The organism is Dactylosporangium sp. CA-139114, from assembly GCF_050955725.1.
In the GTDB taxonomy this organism is placed as follows: Bacteria; Actinomycetota; Actinomycetes; order Mycobacteriales; family Micromonosporaceae; genus Dactylosporangium.
In genome coordinates, this window is sequence record NZ_CP192080.1 from 5,303,594 (window position 1) to 5,322,436 (window position 18,843).

Sequence of the window (18,843 nt, forward strand, 5' to 3'; positions counted from 1 at the left end):
TCGGTGGCTGAGAGAGCGGTCACGTCCCGGCCGTCGCGCACCCGTTCGTCAGCCGTACGCCTCGAACTCGTAGATCCGCGCGGCGCCGCCGGTGCCCGACTGCTCCGCGGTGATGACGTTGAGCCTGAGGTACCGTGCCGAGACCTCGACCGCGTGGTTCGTGACGCTCGCGGTGTTCCCGCGGGCCGACACGACCGTCGTCCACGTCGTGCCGTCGCTGGACGCCTGCACGTCGTAGTCCCTGGTGTTCCACGACGCCGGCTCCCCGCCGGCCCCGGCGTGCCGGACGGTGATCGTCCTGACCGTGGCCGCGGCGCCGAGATCGACCCGCCACCACTTCGAGGCGCCCGTCGAGCACCACTTGTCGCCGGTGCCGCCCGAGACGCTGCCGTTGTCCGCCTTGGCCGCGCCCTCGCCGGCGTTGCAGGACGAGTCCGCGGTGGCGGGCTTGTTCAGGGCCAGGTTCGACGAGGCCGGCGGGGCCGGGTCGAACGACGGCGGCGCGTCGGCGGCGGCGCTGCCCCACGAGGTGTTCGCGGTCGTGCCGAGGGTCAGCTCGACGGTACCGCCGGCCGCGAGCAGGCTCTCCGGCAGCCACGGTCTGGTGGTCGTGGCCCCGTTGAGCTTCGCGCTCTGGATGTAGGGCGCGTTCGTGGCGGCGCCGGTGCCGTTGATGGTGATGACGGCGCCGTTGCCGCGGTGGATCACGACCTGGCTGAACAGCGGGCTGCCCAGCAGCAGCTCACCGCGGCCGGGGGTGAGCGGGTAGACGCCCATGGCCGCGAAGACGTACCACGACGACATCGCGCCGAGGTCGTCCTGGCCCGGAATGCCGCCCGGCGCGCTGGACCACAGCGTGTTCACGACCTGGCGGACGGTCTGCTGCGTCTTGTACGGCTGGCCGGCGAAGTCGTAGAGCCACGGCGTGCCGATCGACGGCTCGTTGCTCAGGTCCGACTTGGTGCCGCCGGCGTTGGACAGCGCCCAGCTGCCGTCGCTGTTGTGGAAGAACGCGTCCAGGCGCGACGCGGCCGGCCCCGCACCGCCCATCCGGGCGAACAGGCCGTTCACGTTGAAGGGGACCATCCAGGTGTACTGCGCCGCGCTGCCCTCCGCGAACCCGTCCGAGCTCGCCGGGTCGAACGACTGCCAGGCCCCGGCGGAGTTGCGCTGCTGGATGTAGCCGGTCGCGGGGTTGAACACGTTCTTCCAGTGCTGCGCGCGGTCGAGGAAGGCCGCGGCGTCGGCGGTGTCGCCGAGGCGCCCGGCCAGCTGCGCGATGCCGAAGTCGGCGGAGACGTCCTCGAGGGTTTCCCCCGCACCGCCCCACGCGTTGCCGTCCGACGGCACATAGCCGATGGACAGGTACTTGTCCAGCGACGGCCGCTCGCCGACCACCATCACGTTCCAGCCGGTGCGGCTCAGGTCCGCGGCGGTCACGGTCGTCGCGGCGTGCACCATCGAGCTGAGCGAGCCCGCGGCGTCGAACGTGGTGCCGCCGAAGGCGTAGATGCTCGCCACGGCCGCGTGGCCGGGATCGCCGGTCATCACGTGCGTGCCGCCCTGGTTGTGTGTCCAGCGGTCCCAGACGCCGTTGTTCTGGTTCGCCTGGTTGAGCAGCGACTGGGCGATGTCCGCGCCGATGTCGGGCCGCAGGAGGGTGACGAGCTGGACCTGGTCGCGGTAGACGTCCCAGCCGGAGAAGTTCGCGTACTGCGCGTGCTGCGCCCCGGAGACCGTGTGCACGGCCTGGTCCATCCCGCGGTACTGCCCGTTGGCGTCGCTGAACACGTTGGGGTGCAGCAGGGAGTGGTACAGCGCGGTGGAGAACGTGGTCTGCTGCGCGCTCGTGCCGCCGGTGACGGCGACCCGGTTCAGCTCCGCGTTCCAGGCGTCGTGGGCCCGGGTCCGCACGGTGTCGAACGTCGTGCCGGCCGGGTTCTCGGCGTCGAGGTTGGCCTTGGCGTTGGCCGCGCTGACGTAGGAGATGCCGACCCGGACCCCGACCGCCTGGCCGGAGCTGGTGTCGAAGGAGACGTACGCGCCGGAGCCCTTGCCCGCGGGCGGCCAGCCGGCGGTGCCGTAGGTGGTGCCGCCGCTCGAGCTCGTGGACCCGGGCGACAGCGTGCCGTCCTGCCAGGTGCCGGTGCTCGCGAAGGGCTTGTCGAAGGCGGCGTAGAAGTACAGCGTGTAGTAGCTGCGCCGGTCCTCGGTGTTGATGTAGCCGCAGAAGTTCCCGCTCGTCACCGACCCGCTGATGACCCGGTTGGCGCTGTCCACCGTGGTCGTCGCGGCGCTGGAGCCGACCTCGGAGTTCGAGGTGCGCACCAGCAGGGAGGCGGTCTTGCCGGTCGGATACGTGAACCGGCCCGCGCCCGTGCGGGTGGTGGCCGACAGCTCCACGTTGACGCCCGAGTCCAGCCCGACGCGGTAGTACCCCGCGGTGCCGGTCTCGTTCGCGTGCTGGAAGCCGCTCGCGTACGTCGCGTCGGTGGTGTCCGAGGAGGGCGACGAGCTCACCGTGCCGGGGTACGGCAGCATGGGAATGTCCCCGGATCCACCGGCGCAGCCCGTGCCCGACATGTGCGTGAGGCTGAACCCGCGCGTGCGGGTGACGTTGTAGTCGTAGCCGCCCGGCTGCGGGGTGCGGGTCTGGTCGCCGCGGGTGTTCTCGGGGCTCCACTGCACCATGCCGAAGGGCGTGTCGGCCCCGGGGAAGGTCTCACCGGAGTTGGCGGATCCGATGAGCGTGTCGACGGTGGCGGCGGGATCGGCCACCGCGGCACTCGCGCCGGGTATGGCGCTGAGCTGGACGGCGCTGACGACCACGGCGAGTGCCGCCGAGGCCGTCAGGGCACGCCGAAGGGCTTGTGGACGCACGGAAATACGCCTCCTGGAGGGATGGCTGCGCCGCCGCGGGGCTCCGGCGGGAGCGCGGCGCGGGAACGGGTCAACGACCTTCGTCGATCCCTAAAGGAAGCTAACAATGCCCGTGATCGATGACAAGGGCAAGTTTTGTAAAAATTTGCAGCTTGCCGATACCGGCGTGACTACCGGAAGCTTCGCGATGCGCGGCAGCGGCACATCGATCGCGAGCTGGGCCGGGCCCGCTGCTGACGGCGGCGGTCACGCGACGCCCACCCCGCGCCGGGACCGCCGTCATCACAGGCGGGACGCCTGCATCGGTGCCCGAAACGGGTCGGCGTAACGATCCTCGTCGGTGCTAGATTCAGCCGCTCTCCGGCGTGGGTTCGGCCCGCCGGCCCACGCTGCCCGCTGGCACGAGCCGGCGGGATGGTCTTGTTGCGCCTCGCCGACGTCACCGACTTCAGCCTGGACAGCGGCGACGTCACCGACGGCATCTGGCGGTCGGGCGAGATCACGCTGCCCGACCTGTGCTCCTGCCAACTGGACGTGGAGATCACCGACCAGGCCGGCGGGCACGTGACGCTGCCCGCCGCCGGATACCTGACCTACTCGGTCCAGATGTACTTCGACAACGTCGCCGCCACCGGCTCCGTCACCTACGGACACCGCGACATGAAGGTCTCGGGCCGGCTGATGGGCCGCTGGCCGGGCACGCAGGCGATCGCCCCCGTCGGCGCCTTCCCCGTCGAGCTGATGACCGGGGACGGCGACATCCCCGAGACGATGTCCGGCGCCGACGGAAGGTTCGCCTTCACCACGCAGGTCCAGGACCAGTACGACGACGCGAGCGTCTACACCGGCGACGACCCCGCGCGGCCGTACTACGCGCAGGCCTTCGCACAGACCCCCGCGCCGCTCATCAAGCAGGCGCCGACGAGGCTGACGATGCGCCTCGACCGCCGGACGGTCATCCACGGCGACCCGATCGCGGTGAGCGGGAACCTGTCGTGGAAGTCGCCGACCGGCTGGCAGCCCTGGGCGAACACATCCGTGGTGGTCGCGTCCTGCCTGTACCCGACCACCTGCGTCGGGATCCTCGGCCGGGCCACGACGGACGCGGCCGGGAACTACAGCCTCAGCATCCAGCCGGGGAGCACCGGCACCCTGCGGGCCGGCGCGTACAGCCCCGATCCGTTCATCACGACGAACACGACCACGCAGACCACGGTCACCGTCGTCAGCCGGGTGACCGTCACCAATGTCCTGGCGGTCCGCGACACCGACAACGGCAAGGTGTACGTGCAGGGGCAGCTGGAGTTCGCCGGCGGCAGCCCGGCCGGCGCGTCGGTCGACATCCAGTACTCGAAGACCGGCACCGGCAACTGGCACACCGTCGCGACCATCGACCTGCCCGGCAACCCCACCCGGCCGTTCTCGCAGGAGTTCGACCAGCCCGCGGCCGGCTCCTGGCGGATCCGGTACGTCGGCGAGCCGAAGATGTTCACCAGCGCGACGAGCACACCCGCCTACGTCGCCTGAGCGTCAACGCCCGGCGGTCCTCGGGCCGTGATGGGCATTCCAGCGCGAAGGCGGCCGGGGTCCGGGACGCGGGCCCCGGCCGCCGCGTCGATCAGATGCGGGTCAGGGCGAACAGCGGAATGCGCCGCGTCGTCTTCTTCCTGTAGTCGTCGAAGCCGGGCATCCGGGCCACGAGCCGCTCCCACGTCGCCGTGTAGTCCTCGCCCAGGATCTCCTCGGCGTGCACGTCGACGGTCTCGGTGCCGACCTCGGCGGTGGTGTCGGGATTGGCCTTGAGGTTGTGGTACCAGTCGGGGTTCTTGTCCGCGCCGGCCGCCGAGGCGACGATCACCATGCGATCGCCGTCGGGCAGGTAGGCCACGGGGTTGACGCGTTCCGTGCCGGTCCGGGCGCCGCGGTGGTGGATGAGCAGCAGCGTGCCGCCCTCGAACCGTCCGCCGACCTTACCGCCGTTGGCGCGGAACTCCTCGATGATCTGCGTGTTCCAGTCGCTCACGCATCCATCAGAACACGATCGCCCTGCGCGCGGCGAGGGGTGAGCGGCACCGGCCGGTGCCGCTCACCCCTCGTGCGGATCACGCCACGTCGAAGCGGTCCAGGTTCATCACCTTGTCCCACGCCTTCACGAAGTCGCGGACGAACTTGTCCTTCGCGTCGGCGCTCGCGTAGACCTCGGCGATCGCGCGCAGCTGGGAGTGCGAGCCGAAGACGAGGTCGACGGCGGTCGCGGTCCAGGTGACGGTGCCGTCGGCGGCCCGGCCCTCGTAGACGTTCTCGTCCGACTTCGACGCCGACCACTCGGTGCCCGCGCGCAGCAGGTTGGTGAAGAAGTCGTTGCTCAGCGTGCCCGGCCGGTCGGTGAGCACACCGTGCGCGGTGCCGCCGTGGTTGATGCCGAGCGAGCGGAGGCCGCCGACGAGCACGGTCATCTCGGGCGCGCTCAGGTTCAGCATGAACGCACGGTCGACGAGCAGGACCTCCGGCGGCAGCTTCTCACCGGGGCGCACCCAGTTGCGGAAGCCGTCGGCGCGCGGCTCGAGCACCTTGAAGGACTCGACGTCGGTCTGCTCCGCCGTCGCGTCGGTGCGGCCCGGGGTGAACGGCACGGTGATGTCGTGGCCCGCGTCCCGCGCCGCCTGCTCGACGGCCGCGCAGCCGCCCAGGACGATGAGGTCGGCCAGGGAGACGGGCCTGGACTCGGACACGGACTCTGCCTGGATGCGTTCGAGCACCGGCAGTACCGTCGCGAGCTGATCCGGCTCGTTGACCGCCCAGTCCTTCTGGGGCGCGAGGCGCAGCCGGGCCCCGTTGGCGCCGCCGCGCTTGTCCGTGCCGCGGAAGCTCGCCGCCGCCGCCCACGCGGTCGCGATGAGCTGGGTGGTGGACAGGCCGGAGTCGAGCAGGCGGGCCTTGAGCGCGGCGATGTCGTCCGCGCTGAGCGTGCCGGTCGCGGCCGGCACCGGGTCCTGCCACAGCTGCGGCTCGGGGATCCACGGCCCGAGGTAGCGCGAGACCGGCCCCATGTCGCGGTGCAGCAGCTTGTACCAGGCCTTCGCGAACGCCTCGGCGAGCTCCTCCGGGTGCTCGTGGAAGCGCTTGGCGATCGGCCCGTAGATGGGGTCGAAGCGCAGCGCGAGGTCGGAGGTGAGCATCATCGGGGCGTGGCGCCGGGACGGGTCGTGCGCGTCGGGCACGGTGTCCTGGCCCGCGCCGCCCTTCGGGGTCCACTGCTTGGCCCCGGCCGGGCTGGTGGTCAGCTCCCAGTCGTAGTTGAACAGGTTGTCGAGGAAGCCGTTGTCCCACCGGGTCGGCGCGTTCGTCCAGGCGCCCTCGAGGCCGCTGGTGATCGCGTCGGCGCCCTTGCCGGTGCCGGACGGGTTCTTCCAGCCGAGGCCCTGCTGCTCGATCGGCGCGCCCTCGGGCTCCGGGCCCAGGTGCGCCGGGTCGTGCGCGCCGTGCGCCTTGCCGACGGTGTGCCCGCCGACGATGAGCGCGACGGTCTCCTCGTCGTTCATCGCCATCCGGCCGAACGTCTCGCGGATGTCCCGCGCGGAGGCCAGCGCGTCCGGCACGCCGGCCGGCCCCTCCGGGTTGACGTAGATGAGGCCCATCTGCACCGCGCCGAGCGGCTCGGCGAGGTCGCGCTCGCCGCTGTAGCGCTCGTCGCCGAGCCAGGTGTCCTCCGGCCCCCAGAAGATCTCCTCGGGCTCCCAGATGTCCTCGCGGCCGAAGCCGAAGCCGAAGGTTTTGAAGCCCATCGACTCGTAGGCCACGTTCCCGGCGAAGACGAGCAGGTCGGCCCACGAGATCTTCTGGCCGTACTTCTCCTTGACCGGCCACAGCAGCCGGCGCGCCTTGTCGAGGCTGGCGTTGTCCGGCCAGCTGTTGAGCGGCGCGAACCGCTGGGCGCCGCTGCCGCCGCCGCCCCGGCCGTCGGCGGTGCGGTAGGTGCCGGCCGCGTGCCAGCTCATGCGGATGAACAGCGGCCCGTAGTGGCCGTAGTCGGCCGGCCACCACTCCTGCGAGTTCGTCATCAGCTCGGTGAGGTCGCGCTTGAGCGCCTCGACGTCGAGCTTCGCGAACTCGCGGCGGTAGTCGAAGTCGCCGTCCATCGGGTTGGCGCGCGCCGAGTGCCGGTGCAGCACGGAGAGGTCGAGCTGGTTGGGCCACCAGTCCCGGTTGGTCCGCGGCCGGCTCGAAGCCTTGGCGGTCGGGGCCGGGATGGCCGGGTTCTCGCTCTCGCTGGTGCTGGCGGTCACGTCCTTGTTGTCAGACACGTCGCTTCTTCTTCCCACGATTTCTGGAATCAATCAAGTCTGAGTCGCAGACCAGCCTACCGTCACCCGCCCGGCGGGGCGCGCCGAACCCGGCGAACGGTACCGTGAAGGCGTGCCCACCGACCTGGAGCTCCCCGAGTTCGAGGACCCGCCGGACGACCCCGTCGCGCTGCTGCGGGCCTGGCTCGGCGCGGCCGTCGAGCGGGGGGCCGGGCTGGCGAACGCGGTCGCCCTGGCCACCGCCGACGCCCACGGCACGCCCTCCAGCCGCACGGTGCTCGTGCAGCACATCCGCGACGACGGGCTCGTGTTCGGCACGCACACCGTGAGCCGCAAGGGCCGCGACCTGGCCGTCCGCCCGTACGCCGCGGCGACGTTCTTCTGGCGCGAGACCCTCCAGCAGGTCCACGTCGCCGGCCCGGTCCACCGGCTGCCCGCCGCCGAGGCCGACGCGCTCTTCGCCGAGCGGGCGCCGCTCGCGCGGGCGATGGCGGCCGCCTCCCGCCAGAGCGAGCCGATGCTCGACGAGGCGGCGCTGCGGGCCCGGGCCGCCGAGCTGGGCGCGGCCGGCCCGGCCGCCCGGCCGGACACCTGGGACGGCTACCGCATCGAGCCCGCGGCCGTCGAGTTCTGGCACGACAGCGCCGACCGGCTGCACCGCCGGCTGCGCTACGACCGGACCCCGGCGGGCTGGACCTCGGTGCGCCTCCAGCCCTGACGGTCCGGGCACCACGGGCCACCGCCTCGCGCCGGGGCGTGGCTGGCTTCCGCGCGGCGGGTTCGCCATGATGGGCGCATGGTCGACGGGACGGACGTGCTGCCCTCCGCCGACGTGCTCGCGATGCTCGAAGCCGATCCGCAGGGGTGGGCGTTCGCCCGCGCGGTGCGCGACGGCGGCGGGGACATCGTGGATTTCGAGCTCGTGCACCTCAACGACGCCGGGGCGCGGTACCTCGGGCGGCCCCGCGCGCAGCTCGTCGGCCGGCGGTTGCGGGACCTGTGGGGCGACACCGTCAACGACAGCACGATCCTGCTGTACCGCAAGGTCGTCGAGTCCCGCGAGCCCGTCGCCCGCACCGTGTACCACGACCGCCCCACCGTCGCCGGGCACTTCGAGCTGTGGGTCGGGCCCAGCGGCGACGGGATCGCCGCCCGGTTCGTGGATCTGCGGACGGTCACGCTGGGGCCGCAGTCCGCGGGCGGGACGCGGCTGTACGAGGTGCTCGACGCCGCCTTCGACGGGTTCGCGCTCCTGCGCGCCGTGCGCGACGAGTCCGGGGCGGTGCGCGACTTCGTGTGCGAGTACGTCAACCGGCCCGGCGCCGCGCTGACCGGCCGCTCGGTGCAGGAGACGATCGGGCGGCACTGGAGCGAGCTCGTCCCGCCCGCCGGGCCCGCCCGGGACCTGCTCGACCGCTGGCGCGAGGTCGCCGAGACGGGCCGGCCGTGGCAGGCGCAGCTGCGCTACGACGATCTCGGCCAGGTTTGGCAGCTCAGCGCCGCGCCCGCCGGGGCCGACGGCGTGGCGGTCTCGTTCCGTGACGTCAGCACGCTCGTCGGGCAGCAGGAGCGGCTCGAGCAGAGCATGGCCGCGGCCCGCCGGGCCGCCGGGCGCAACGCCGCGCTGCAGGCGGTCACCGCGGCGCTCGTCGCCGCGAGCACGGCCGCGGACGTGTACGCGGCGATCGGCGCCGTGCTGCGGCCCTCGGCCGGCGGACAGGGGCTGGCGGTGCTGCTGCGCCGCGACGACCACCTGGCGCTGCAGTACCACGCCGGCTACGAGCCGCAGGTGGTGGCGCGTCTGCGGGCGGTACCGCTGCGGCATCCGTATCCGGCGACCGAGGTCGCGCGCACCGGGCAGGCTCGCTACCTGAGCAGCCTGGACGAGTTCGTCGCGGCCCAGTCCGGCGACGCGGCCCCGATCCCCAGCGGCGGGCGGCAGGCGTGGGCGTTCCTGCCCCTGGCCGCGGCCGGCGACGTGCTCGGCACCCTGGTCGTCGGCTACGGCAGCCCGCGCGAGTTCGACGAGGGGGAGCGGGCCAACCTCGCCGCGTTCGCCGGCGTGTGCGCGCAGGCGATGCAGCGGGCGCTGCTGTTCGAGGCGCAGCTGTCCATCGCCGGGGAGCTGCAGCGGGCCCTGCTGCCCGCGGAGCTGCCGCAGGTGCCGGGGCTGCGGCACGCCGCGCGGTACCTCCCGTGGACCCACGGCGCCGACGTGGGCGGCGACTGGTACGACGTAATCCCGCTCGGCCACGACGTGGTCGCGGTCGTCATCGGCGACGTCGTCGGGCACAACGCCACCGCCGCCGCGGTCATGGGCCAGGTCCGCAACGCGCTGCGGGCGTACGCGGCCGAGCGGCACAGCCCGTCCGTGGTCATGCAGCGGGTCAACCGGCTGCTGCTGGACCTGCAGCCCGACGCCGTCGCCACCTGCTGCTACCTCGAGCTGCACCTGGGCGAGGGGACCGCGACCGCCGTGCTGGCCGGCCATCCGCCACCCGTCATGCGGGCCGGCGGCGAGGCCCGCATCCTGGCGCTGCGCTCCGGGCCGCCGCTGGGCGTCAGCGCCACGGTCGTGTTCAGCGAGACGACGTTCCTGGTGCCCGGCGGGGCCAACCTGCTGCTCTACACCGACGGGCTGGTCGAGGACCGGCGCTACGACATCGACGACGGCCTCGCCGACCTGCGCAGCGCCGTCGGCTGCGCCCCCTCGGACGACCCGGGCGCGATGCTCGACCACGTCCTGACCTCCGGCGTCGGCCCGCGCCCGCGCACCGACGACGTCGCCGTGGTCTGCCTGGCCGTGGACCCGCGCCCGGAGGCCGAACGGCCGCCGGCGGCTCAGCGGCGCTTCCGCGGCGACGCCGTCAGCGCCTCGGCCGCCCGGCGCTTCGCCGCCGACGTGCTCACCGCGTGGGGCGAGCGCCGCATCGCCGACGACACCCTGCTCCTGCTCGACGAGGTCATCACCAACGCCATCCAGCACACCGTCGGGGCCGTCCTGGTCCGCCTCGAGCTCGGCGCCGAGCGGCTGCGGGTCACCGTCGCCGACCGCAGCGAGCGGCTGCCCAGCCCGCGCCCGGCCGGCGCCGACAGCGAGAACGGGCGCGGGCTGCTCATCGTCGCGTCGGTCGCGGCGGCCTGGGGCACCTCGTCGATCCCGGCCGGCGGCAAGGAGGTCTGGTTCGAGGTCGCGCGCCACGGCCGGTGAGGACTGCTCCTGCGCCCGCGACGAGTACTGTGCGTAGCCGGGCCGCCCGCGTGCGTGCGCCGCGGACATCGGCCGGCGTCACAGGACTATCATTCGTGCCGCACGGGGTCGACACGGACGGAGACTGCGGTGGCGGGTTCGGAGTGGATCGAGCGGGTGGACACCACCGTGGCGCATCCCGCGCGGCGGTACGACTACTGGCTCGGCGGCAAGGACAACTTCGCCGCCGACCGGGAGTCCGGTGACGCGATCGCCGCGGCGTTCCCGGCGATCCGCACGGCCGTGGTCGAGAACCGGGCGTTCATGCGGCGGGTCGTGCGGGTGCTCGCCGCCGAGCACGGCATCCGGCAGTTCCTCGACATCGGCACCGGCATCCCGACCAGCCCGAACGTGCACGAGGTCGCGCAGGGCGTCGCGGCCGACGCGCGGGTCGTCTACGTCGACAACGACCCGATCGTGCTCGCCCACGCGCGGGCCCTGCTGACCAGCGCGCCGGAGGGGGCGACCGCCTACGTCGACGCCGACCTGCGCGACCCCGAGCGGATCCTCGGCGACCCCGCGCTCAAGGCCACCATCGACCTGAGCCGGCCCGTGGCGCTCATCCTCGTGGCGGTCGTGCACTTCCTGCCCGACACCGACGAGCCCTACGGGATCGTCGAGCGGCTGCTCGGCGCGCTCGCGCCCGGGAGCTTCCTGGTCATGTCGCACGCCACGACCGACGGGCTCGCCCCCGAGCTGGCGGCGCAGATCCAGGCGGGCCGGCACGGGCCGGGCAAGCTGCGCGACCGGGCCGAGTTCGCGCGGTTCCTCGAGGGCCTCGACCTGCTGGAGCCCGGGATCGTGTCGGTGGCCGAGTGGCGCGCCGAGGGCGAGCCCGGGCCGCGGCCGACCTTCGACGAGGTGGCCGTCTGGGGTGCGGTTGGGCGCAGGACGACTGGGTAACCGATACCCCATGAAGGATGAGCACGCCACGATGGGCACGACCGGCACGCCGGGAGGCGACGGGGCGTCCCGCATCGACGAAGAGGACAAGGCCAACGGCTCGGCGCGGGGCGTGACGGTCCCGAGCCTCGGCGGCGAGGCCGACGACCCGGCCATGCCGTTCGACGAGAAGGTCGACTCGGAGGGCAAGATCCACCTGCCCCGCAACGCCGTCGGGCGCGGCTGACGGTTCAGCCGCGCAGCTCGGCGTGGCGCCGCCCGGCGAGCAGCACGGGCGCCTCCCGTCGACCGTCGACGGTCGTGCGTGAGAGACGCCCGTGGCCCGCACGGTCACCGCACGGACACACCCGAGGGCGCGGGCGCGTAACCGGCGGGGCGCGTGGTGAACACGCCCCGGCCCTGGGTCCGGCTGCGCAGCCGCGTGGCGTAGCCGAACAGCTCGGCCAGCGGCACCGTCGCCGTCACCACGACCGTCGCGCCCCGGACGGCCGTGCCGCCGACCTGGCCCCGCCGGGCCAGCAGGTCGCCGAGCACGCCGCCGACCATGTCCTCGGGCACCGTCACCGTCACCTCGGCCACCGGCTCCAGCAGCACCATCTGCGACTCGCGCAGGGCGAGCCGCAGCGCCTCCCGGCCGGCGAGCCGGAAGGCCAGGTCGCTGGAGTCGTGGTCGTGCATCCGGCCGTCGGTGAGCGTGACCTTGACGCCCGTGACCGGGTAGCCCGCGACCGGGCCGGCCGCGAGCGCGTCGCGGCAGCCGGCCTCGACCGCCCGCACGTACTCCTTCGCCACGTGCCCACCGACCACAGTGGACTCGAACACGAACTCCTCACCGTCCACGGGGGACACGTCGATGGCCACGTGGGCGTAGAGGCCCGCGCCGCCGTCCTGCTTGACCAGGCGGTGGTAGAACCCGGTCACGCCCCGCACCAGCGTCTCGCGGTAGGCGACCTGGGGCCGACCGACCGCGATCGGCAGCCCGTGGTTCGCCAGGCGCATCTTCTCCACCGCCACCTCCAGGTGCAGCTCGCCCAGCCCGCTGAGCAGCGTCTGGCCGGTCTCGGCGTCGACCCGCACGACCAGCGACGGGTCCTCCTCGACCAGCCGGGCCAGCGCGGTCGCCAGCCGGCCGGTGTCGGCGCGGCTGCGGGCCTCGACCGCGACCGAGACGACGGGTGCGGCCCGGCTCGGCGGCTCGAGGACCACCGGGTGCGCCGGGTCGCACAGCGTCTCGCCCACGCGGGCGTGCTTCAGCCCGACGAGCGCGACGATGTCGCCCGCGACCGCCCGGTCGACGTCGGTGTACCGGTCCGCCTGGACGTGCAGGACGCGCGAGACGCGCTCGTGCCGCCCCGCGGTGGACAGCAGCACGTCGGTGCCCTTGGGCAGGGTGCCGGCGTAGACGCGGGCGTACGCGTACCGCCCGGTCGTCGCCGCGTGCACCTTGAACACCAGCGCCGCGAACGGCGCCCCGGGATCGGCCGGGGCCGCGGTGTCCAGCGGCGAGGGCAGGTACGCGACCACCGCGTCGAGCAGCTCGGTGATGCCCTTGTCCCGGTACGCGGAGCCGCACAGCACCACGACCCCGGCGCCGGCGAGGGTGATCTCGCGCAGCGCCCGGCGCAGCGTGTCCGGGCTCAGGTCGCCGGTCTCGACGTACTCCTCCAGCGCCCCCGCGTGCAGCTCGGCGACCTGCTCGACCAGCTGGGCCCGCTGCGGCAGGCCCGAGGGGCCCGTCAGGTCGGCGACGCCCGCGAAGCCTCCCTCGGCACCGATCGGGGCCTGCACCACCAGCGGCGTGACCCCGAGCCGGTCGCGGATCGAGGCGACCGCGGCCCCGAGGTCGGCACCCGCCCGGTCGAGCTTGTTCACGAACGCGATCCTCGGCACGCCGTAGCGGTCCGCCTGCCGCCACACCGACTCGCTCTGCGGCTCCACGCCGGCGACGCCGTCGAAGACGGCGACCGCGCCGTCGAGCACGCGCAGCGACCGCTCGACCTCGTCGGCGAAGTCGACGTGGCCGGGCGTGTCGATGAGGTTGATCCGGTGACCGTCCCAGTCGACGCTCACGGCGGCCGCGAAGATGGTGATGCCGCGGTTGCGCTCCTGCTGGTCGAAGTCGGTGACGGTGGTGCCGTCGTGGACCTCGCCCTGCTTGTACGTCGCGCCGGTGGCGAAGAGGATCCGTTCGGTGGTCGTGGTCTTCCCCGCGTCCACGTGGGCCAGGATGCCGATGTTGCGGACGCGTCGCAGTTCGTTGCGCACTGTTGCCCCTCTGGGCTCGTCTCGTGGACTCAGACAGCGCGATTGCGCCCCGCCGGGCGGTTTCAGCCCAGGGCGGGACGACCCGGTGCCGCCGCGCGAGCGGGCACCAGGAGCGACGAAGACACGCGGATCACCTCGTGCAGTGCGCGGGGGACGACGACAACGGTGCGGTACTGCACGGCGGTCTCCCTCCACACTCGAAGCTGACTACGTCAACCCTAGCGCCGCGGGGCAAGCGGATATCCCGTGCGGACTCCTGGCGCGCGGCACCGGCCACCTCATCGGCCTGTCCAGCCTCTCCGACGTGCTCATCTCGCCGGCCGCGCGCGGGTACGCGGCGTCGAAGGCCGGCCTGACCTCCAACCTGCTCGGCCTCGGCCAGGCGCTGCGCCCGCGCGGGGTGGCGGTGACCGCGGCGCGGTTCGGCTTCGTCGACACGAAGATGGCCAAGGGGCCGGCCACGCCGCTGAAAGTCAGCGTCGCCGACGCCGTGGCGGTGCTCATGCGCTGCGTCGCGCGCCGGCCCGCCGTCGTGTCGTACCCCCGCCGGTCGGTCAGTTCGGTGCGGCGGGTGGCGGACATGTGCCGTGTCCCCGGATGGGGCTCAGTAGCGGAACCGGCCGACGGCGGTTTTGAGGTCGGTGACGACTCCGGCGACGGTGTGGGTGGTCTGGGCGGCGTGTCCCGCGGCGTCGGAGATGCTGGCCGCGCTGCCGGCCACGCCGGTGATGTTGGCGGCGATCTGGCTGGCGTTGTCGGCGGCTTCGCTGACGCTGCGGTACATCTCGCTGGTGGTTGCGGTTTGTTCCTCGACGGCGGAGGCGATGGTGGTGGAGAAGTCGCTGATCCGGCCGACGATGTCGCCGATGGTGGAGATGGCGTCGACCGCGGCGGTGGTCCCGGTCTGGATCGCGGCGACCCGGCCGGTGATGTCGTCGGTGGCTTTGGCGGTCTCCTGGGCGAGGTCTTTGACCTCGGAGGCGACGACCGCGAATCCTTTGCCGGCCTCGCCAGCGCGGGCGGCCTCGATAGTGGCGTTCAATGCGAGCAGGTTGGTCTGCTCGGCGATCGCGGTGATCAGTTTGACCACGGCGTCGATTTCGGCGCTGGCGGTGACCAGTTCGCTGACGGTCTGCCGGGCGGTCGCGGCGATGCCGACCGCGTTGCCGGCGACCGAGGCGGCTTCGGCGGCGTTGACCGAGATTTCCCTGATCGAGGCGCCCATCTGTTCGCTGCCGGCCGACATCGCCGACACGTTGCGGGAGACGTCGTCGGCCGCGTTCGATACTCCGGCGGCTTGGTTGCTGGTGCCGGTGGCGGCGCCGGCCATCTGGTTCGTCATGGTGGTCAGCGATTGCACGGAGGTGTCCAGGGTTTCGGCGGCGCCGGCCATCTGCCGCACCAGATCCTGCACGCGGGCGATGAACCGGTTCGCGGCGCGGGCGACCTCACCGGTCTCGTCGGCGGCGGTGTCGTCGAGCCGGGCGGTCAGGTCGCCGTCGCCATCGGCGATCTCGCTCATCCGGTCGCGCAGCCCGGACAACGACCGCCGCACGCCGCGGACCAGCACATACCCGATCGTGGCGAGCACCCCGACGGCGACCAGCAGGACCACGATCACGGTGATCAGCACCGACCGGGCCTTGCTCTCCGTGGCCGTGCCGGCTTGCTTAACCAGCGCATCGAGTTCGCTGCGCATGTCACTGATCTTCTGCTGAAGCTCCGCGCTTCGGGCGTCATCGTCAGTGATGACCTTCTTGCCGGCGGCGCTGGCCGCATCGGCGGCGTCAGCAGCGGCGAACGCCGTCTTCTGCGCGTCCAGGTACTGCTGGTAGCTCCTGAACAACTCGGCCAACTGGGCTTTCGCTGCCGTTGGCAGGTCCAAGGCGGCGATCCGGGCCATGTCGGTGCTGGCCGCATCGACGGCAGCTTGCTGCAGCTTCACGGCTATGGCTTGTTCCGCGGCGGTGTCGGCCAGCAGGGACCGGTAGAGGGCGATCGTCTGGTTCGACTGCTGCTGGTCCAGGTCGGTCAGGGTTGCGTTTGCCGTGCCCAATGCGGCCTGTTGGGTGGCCAGCTGACGCAGCTGGGAGGCTGCGGAGGCCGCGTTGACACCGAGCACGGCGAGCATCACCATGGACATCACTGTCAAGAAGATGATCTTGCGGGCGATGGTCAACCGCAACCGCGCCGTCGAAACAGGCACCACTTGCCGCACCGCAGCCCCTCCGGTATCTCAGGCGGGCAATGCGGAGCCGCCCGTTCACCGCCCATTTCGGCACGCCGGGCGCCGTTCTTAACCGTTCCGGAGATTGTGGATGCAGCAGCCGCGCCGAGCGATCAGCCCGCCATGGGATCCGGCGGGACCTGGTGGAGCCGCAAGGAACCGGCGACCTTCTGCCGGTAGATCCCGAGTGGCGGGGTCCCAGGGGAGATGCACCAGCGTCCGCCCGGGCCGCGCCGGGCGGGGTCCCTGCCCGACGCGCAGCCAGTTGTAGACGGCGGTCGGCGGGGATACCGAGTTCGGCGGCGTCCTGCTTGACGCTGACCTCGCCGTCCTGGACCGGGACGGTGCGCGGCCCGAAGATCTTGTAGGCGTCGCGGACCCGGGCGATGCCTCCGGCGGTGCGCGCCGGTCGCGAGGGGCGCCCGGAGCTGCCCGAGGCCATTGCCTGGATCGGCTGCGTGGTGCGGGCCGAGCACGACGGCGCGACCACTGGCTGGTCGTGGCCGAGGTCGACGAGCTGCGGCTGGGATCCGGCGAGCCGCTCATCTTCCACCGGGGCCGTGCGGGACGGCTCATGCTCTGAGGGGGCTGGTATGACCACGCACGTTGCAGTGATGGTGCTCGGCAGTGGCATCGGCGGCAGTACGGTGGCGGCGATCCTGGCCCGGCAGGGGGTGTCGGCCGGCATCGTGGACGCCGCGAGACACCCGCGGTTCGCGCTCGGCGAGCCGACGCTCGGCGAGACCTCCTTCCTGCTGCGGATGCTCGCCGCGCGCCGGGACGTGCCGGAGCTGGCGCAGGTGTCGACCAGCGGCGGCACCCGCGAGCACGCGAGCCGGCGCTGCGGCATCAAGACGAACTTCGGCTTCGGGCCGGGCGCGTGATCTGTTAGGAACATTGACAGTCTTATTTGACCGGGGCTTAATACAAGTCTTGAAGTTAAGGAGGCGTGCACATGGTCCCAACCCGGCCACTGTCTGCACTGCTCGTGGCGGCCACCGCGGCCGCCGTGCTCACCTACGCCCAGGTGCCCGCATCCGCCGCGGCCACCAGCGTGCAGGTCTACTGGAGCTCCGAGTCCCGCACCGCGGGCTACGAGCCGAAGAACGGCAACTGGTACACCAGCCCCGCCACCGGCCTCGCCGGCACCCCGTATCAGCTGTCCCGCCAGAGCGACCTCCCGATCACCGCCGCGACCGGGAGCGCCACCATCACCGCCGACACGAACACGCGGTACCAGAGCATCCTGGGTGTCGGCTCCTCCCTCGAGGAGTCGACCATCTACAACCTGTCGCGCATGAGCGCGACCGGCCGCGACAAGGCGCTGCGCGCGCTCGTCGACCCCGCCACCGGCGCCGGCTTCAACGTCGCCCGCATCACCTTCGGCACCAGCGACTTCACCTCGCACGACTTCTACACCTACGACGACGGGGCCGCCGACCCGTCGCTGTCGCGGTTCTCCATCCAGCGCGACATCGACTCCAACATCATCGCCACGCTCAAGCAGGCCCTCGCGATCAACCCGAACCTCAAGATCTTCGCGAGCGCGTGGTCGGCGCCGCCGTGGATGAAGACCAGCAACGCCATCATCGGCGGCAGCCTCAACAGCACCGCCATCCCGACGCTCGCCACCTACTACCGGCGGGCGGTCCAGGCGTACGCCGCGCAGGGCATCCCGATCTACGCGCTCACGCTGCAGAACGAGCCGCTGTTCTCGCCGGCCGACTATCCGGGCATGCTCGTGAGCGCGGACCAGGAGCGGCAGCTGGCGAAGGCGCTGCGCACGGAGCTGTCGTCGGCCTCCCTCGGTACCGTCAAGATCTGGGCCTTCGACCACAACTTCAGCGAGGGCGTCTCGTATGCGGCCGGGGTCCTCGGCAGCGCCTCCGCGCACAGCGACGCCTACGGCTCGGTGGACGGCATCGCCTTCCACGACTACGCCGGCGACCCCTCGGCGATGGCCACGGTCAAGGCGAGCTACCCGGACAAGGACGTGCTCATGACCGAGCGTTCCGTCTGGGGTACCGCGGGCGCCGACCGGATCGTGCAGTACTTCCGCAACTCCGCCACCCTGTACGAGGGCTGGGTCAGCATGCTCGACCAGAACCGCTCGCCCGAGCGCTGGTCCGGCTCGCCCGACCCGACGATGCTCGTGCAGAGCACCACGAACCGCGACACGTTCTGGGCGCTGCCCGACTACAACATGGTCGCCCAGTTCTCGAAGTTCGTGCGGCCCGGCGCCCAGCGGGTGTCGACCGGCTACGGCTCCACCGGCGGCGTGACCGACGTGGCGTTCCGCAACCCCGACGGCACCCTGGTCACCGTCGTGGTCAACCAGACCGCGGGCAGCCAGGCGTTCACCCTGCGCGTCGGCGCCCAGCAGGTCGCGAGCACCCTGCCCGCGAAGACCGTCGGCACCTACCTGTGGGCGGGCGCCGACAGCGGCACCCCGACCACCCGGACCGGGCAGATCACCGGGTACGGCGGCAAGTGCGTCGACGTCGCCGGGGCGAGCTCGGCGAACGGTGCGAAGATCCAGCTCTACACCTGCAACGGGACCGGCGCCCAGCAGTGGACGATCGGCACGGACGGCACCGTGCGCGCGCTCGGCAAGTGCCTGGACGTGGCCGCGGCGAGCTCGGCGAACGGGACGAAGGTGCAGCTGTACGACTGCAACGGCACGGCCGCGCAGCAGTGGTCGGCCGGGGCGAACGGCAGCCTCGTCGCGCTCGGCAAGTGCCTCGACGCGACCGGGCCGAGCTCCGCGGACGGGACCCAGCTGCAGATCTGGTCCTGCACCGGGGCGGCCAACCAGCAGTGGACCCTGCCGTAAGCACCTCGGCAGCGCCTCGGCGTCGGCGCCGAGGCGCTGTCGATGCTGGTGCTGCGCCGGGGTGATGACTCGTAGCATGTGCCACCCGGTAAACCTCGGGTTCCGGGTGATTGTCCCGTTGTGCTAATCCCACCCTCGTCGTCTGTCGCTCCAAGGTGTCATGCCAAGCATTGCGTCGGTT

At 72.4% G+C, this 18,843-nt stretch carries 13 protein-coding genes and 1 pseudogene; 9 read left to right on the forward strand and 5 right to left on the reverse strand.

From position 1 onward, the window contains the following. Positions 1-48: 48 nt before the first annotated feature. Complete coding sequence (locus ACQP2P_RS23325) at positions 49-2,880, reverse strand: GH92 family glycosyl hydrolase (protein WP_433604032.1); 2,832 nt, start codon at positions 2,878-2,880, stop codon at positions 49-51. Between the two features lie 106 nt (positions 2,881-2,986). On the opposite strand from ACQP2P_RS23325, the gene ACQP2P_RS23330 reads away from it, so the two are divergent. Both ACQP2P_RS23330 and ACQP2P_RS23335 read left to right on the forward strand, forming a co-directional pair. Beyond that, the gene (locus tag ACQP2P_RS23330) at positions 2,987-3,208 is read left to right on the forward strand and encodes a hypothetical protein (protein ID WP_433604033.1); all 222 of its coding nucleotides are present in this window, start codon (positions 2,987-2,989) and stop codon (positions 3,206-3,208) included. A gap of 86 nt (positions 3,209-3,294) precedes the next feature. After that, positions 3,295-4,407 (forward strand): hypothetical protein, encoded by a 1,113-nt coding sequence (locus ACQP2P_RS23335; protein ID WP_433604034.1) that lies wholly within the window; start codon positions 3,295-3,297, stop codon positions 4,405-4,407. Positions 4,408-4,498: 91 nt separating this feature from the next. On the opposite strand, the gene ACQP2P_RS23340 is transcribed toward ACQP2P_RS23335, so the two are convergent. Both ACQP2P_RS23340 and katG read right to left on the reverse strand, forming a co-directional pair. Then, positions 4,499-4,903: a nitroreductase family deazaflavin-dependent oxidoreductase gene (locus tag ACQP2P_RS23340; RefSeq protein ID WP_433604035.1), complete on the reverse strand. Its 405-nt coding sequence runs from the start codon at positions 4,901-4,903 to the stop codon at positions 4,499-4,501. Positions 4,904-4,982: 79 nt separating this feature from the next. Further along, positions 4,983-7,184 (reverse strand): catalase/peroxidase HPI, encoded by a 2,202-nt coding sequence (gene katG / locus ACQP2P_RS23345; RefSeq protein ID WP_433604036.1) that lies wholly within the window; start codon positions 7,182-7,184, stop codon positions 4,983-4,985. Between the two features lie 112 nt (positions 7,185-7,296). On the opposite strand from katG, the gene phzG reads away from it, so the two are divergent. The 4 genes from phzG to ACQP2P_RS23365 all read left to right on the forward strand — a co-directional run bounded on the left by phzG (position 7,297) and on the right by ACQP2P_RS23365 (position 11,563). Continuing rightward, complete coding sequence (gene phzG, locus ACQP2P_RS23350) at positions 7,297-7,902, forward strand: phenazine biosynthesis FMN-dependent oxidase PhzG (protein ID WP_433604037.1); 606 nt, start codon at positions 7,297-7,299, stop codon at positions 7,900-7,902. A 78-nt stretch (positions 7,903-7,980) separates the two neighbouring features. Beyond that, complete coding sequence (locus ACQP2P_RS23355) at positions 7,981-10,395, forward strand: SpoIIE family protein phosphatase (RefSeq protein WP_433604038.1); 2,415 nt, start codon at positions 7,981-7,983, stop codon at positions 10,393-10,395. Positions 10,396-10,524: 129 nt separating this feature from the next. Further along, the gene (locus ACQP2P_RS23360) at positions 10,525-11,337 is read left to right on the forward strand and encodes an SAM-dependent methyltransferase (RefSeq protein WP_433604039.1); all 813 of its coding nucleotides are present in this window, start codon (positions 10,525-10,527) and stop codon (positions 11,335-11,337) included. Between the two features lie 10 nt (positions 11,338-11,347). After that, on the forward strand, positions 11,348-11,563 hold the full coding sequence (locus ACQP2P_RS23365; RefSeq protein WP_433604040.1) for a hypothetical protein: 216 nt from the start codon (positions 11,348-11,350) through the stop codon (positions 11,561-11,563). Between the two features lie 104 nt (positions 11,564-11,667). Here ACQP2P_RS23365 and ACQP2P_RS23370 read toward each other — a convergent pair whose 3' ends face one another. After that, positions 11,668-13,602, reverse strand: coding sequence for an elongation factor G (locus tag ACQP2P_RS23370; protein WP_433604041.1), 1,935 nt, complete (start codon positions 13,600-13,602; stop codon positions 11,668-11,670). Between ACQP2P_RS23370 and ACQP2P_RS23375 the strand changes: the two are divergent. Beyond that, positions 13,571-13,993: pseudogene (locus tag ACQP2P_RS23375) on the forward strand (hypothetical protein); the annotation flags it as partial. The gene ACQP2P_RS23370 and the pseudogene ACQP2P_RS23375 overlap by 32 nt on opposite strands. A 213-nt stretch (positions 13,994-14,206) precedes the next feature. On the opposite strand, the gene ACQP2P_RS23380 reads toward ACQP2P_RS23375, so the two are convergent. Continuing rightward, positions 14,207-15,820: a methyl-accepting chemotaxis protein gene (locus ACQP2P_RS23380; RefSeq protein ID WP_433604042.1), complete on the reverse strand. Its 1,614-nt coding sequence runs from the start codon at positions 15,818-15,820 to the stop codon at positions 14,207-14,209. 602 nt (positions 15,821-16,422) lie between these two features. Here ACQP2P_RS23380 and ACQP2P_RS23385 point away from each other — a divergent pair. Together ACQP2P_RS23385 and ACQP2P_RS23390 are read left to right on the forward strand one after the other, a co-directional pair. Next, on the forward strand, positions 16,423-16,713 hold the full coding sequence (locus ACQP2P_RS23385) for a hypothetical protein (RefSeq protein WP_433604043.1): 291 nt from the start codon (positions 16,423-16,425) through the stop codon (positions 16,711-16,713). A gap of 71 nt (positions 16,714-16,784) precedes the next feature. Further along, on the forward strand, positions 16,785-18,662 hold the full coding sequence (locus ACQP2P_RS23390; protein WP_433604044.1) for a ricin-type beta-trefoil lectin domain protein: 1,878 nt from the start codon (positions 16,785-16,787) through the stop codon (positions 18,660-18,662). Positions 18,663-18,843: the final 181 nt, after the last annotated feature.

Excerpts from the sequence above, each read along its gene's own strand:
- ACQP2P_RS23330 (WP_433604033.1), top strand. The coding sequence starts at position 2,987 with ATGCCCGTGATCGATGACAAGGGCAAGTTTTGTAAAAATTTGCAGCTT.
- ACQP2P_RS23335 (WP_433604034.1), top strand. The coding sequence starts at position 3,295 with ATGGTCTTGTTGCGCCTCGCCGACGTCACCGACTTCAGCCTGGACAGC.
- ACQP2P_RS23355 (WP_433604038.1), top strand. The coding sequence starts at position 7,981 with ATGGTCGACGGGACGGACGTGCTGCCCTCCGCCGACGTGCTCGCGATG.
- ACQP2P_RS23365 (WP_433604040.1), top strand. The coding sequence starts at position 11,348 with ATGAAGGATGAGCACGCCACGATGGGCACGACCGGCACGCCGGGAGGC.
- ACQP2P_RS23385 (WP_433604043.1), top strand. The coding sequence starts at position 16,423 with ATGACCACGCACGTTGCAGTGATGGTGCTCGGCAGTGGCATCGGCGGC.
- ACQP2P_RS23390 (WP_433604044.1), top strand. The coding sequence starts at position 16,785 with ATGGTCCCAACCCGGCCACTGTCTGCACTGCTCGTGGCGGCCACCGCG.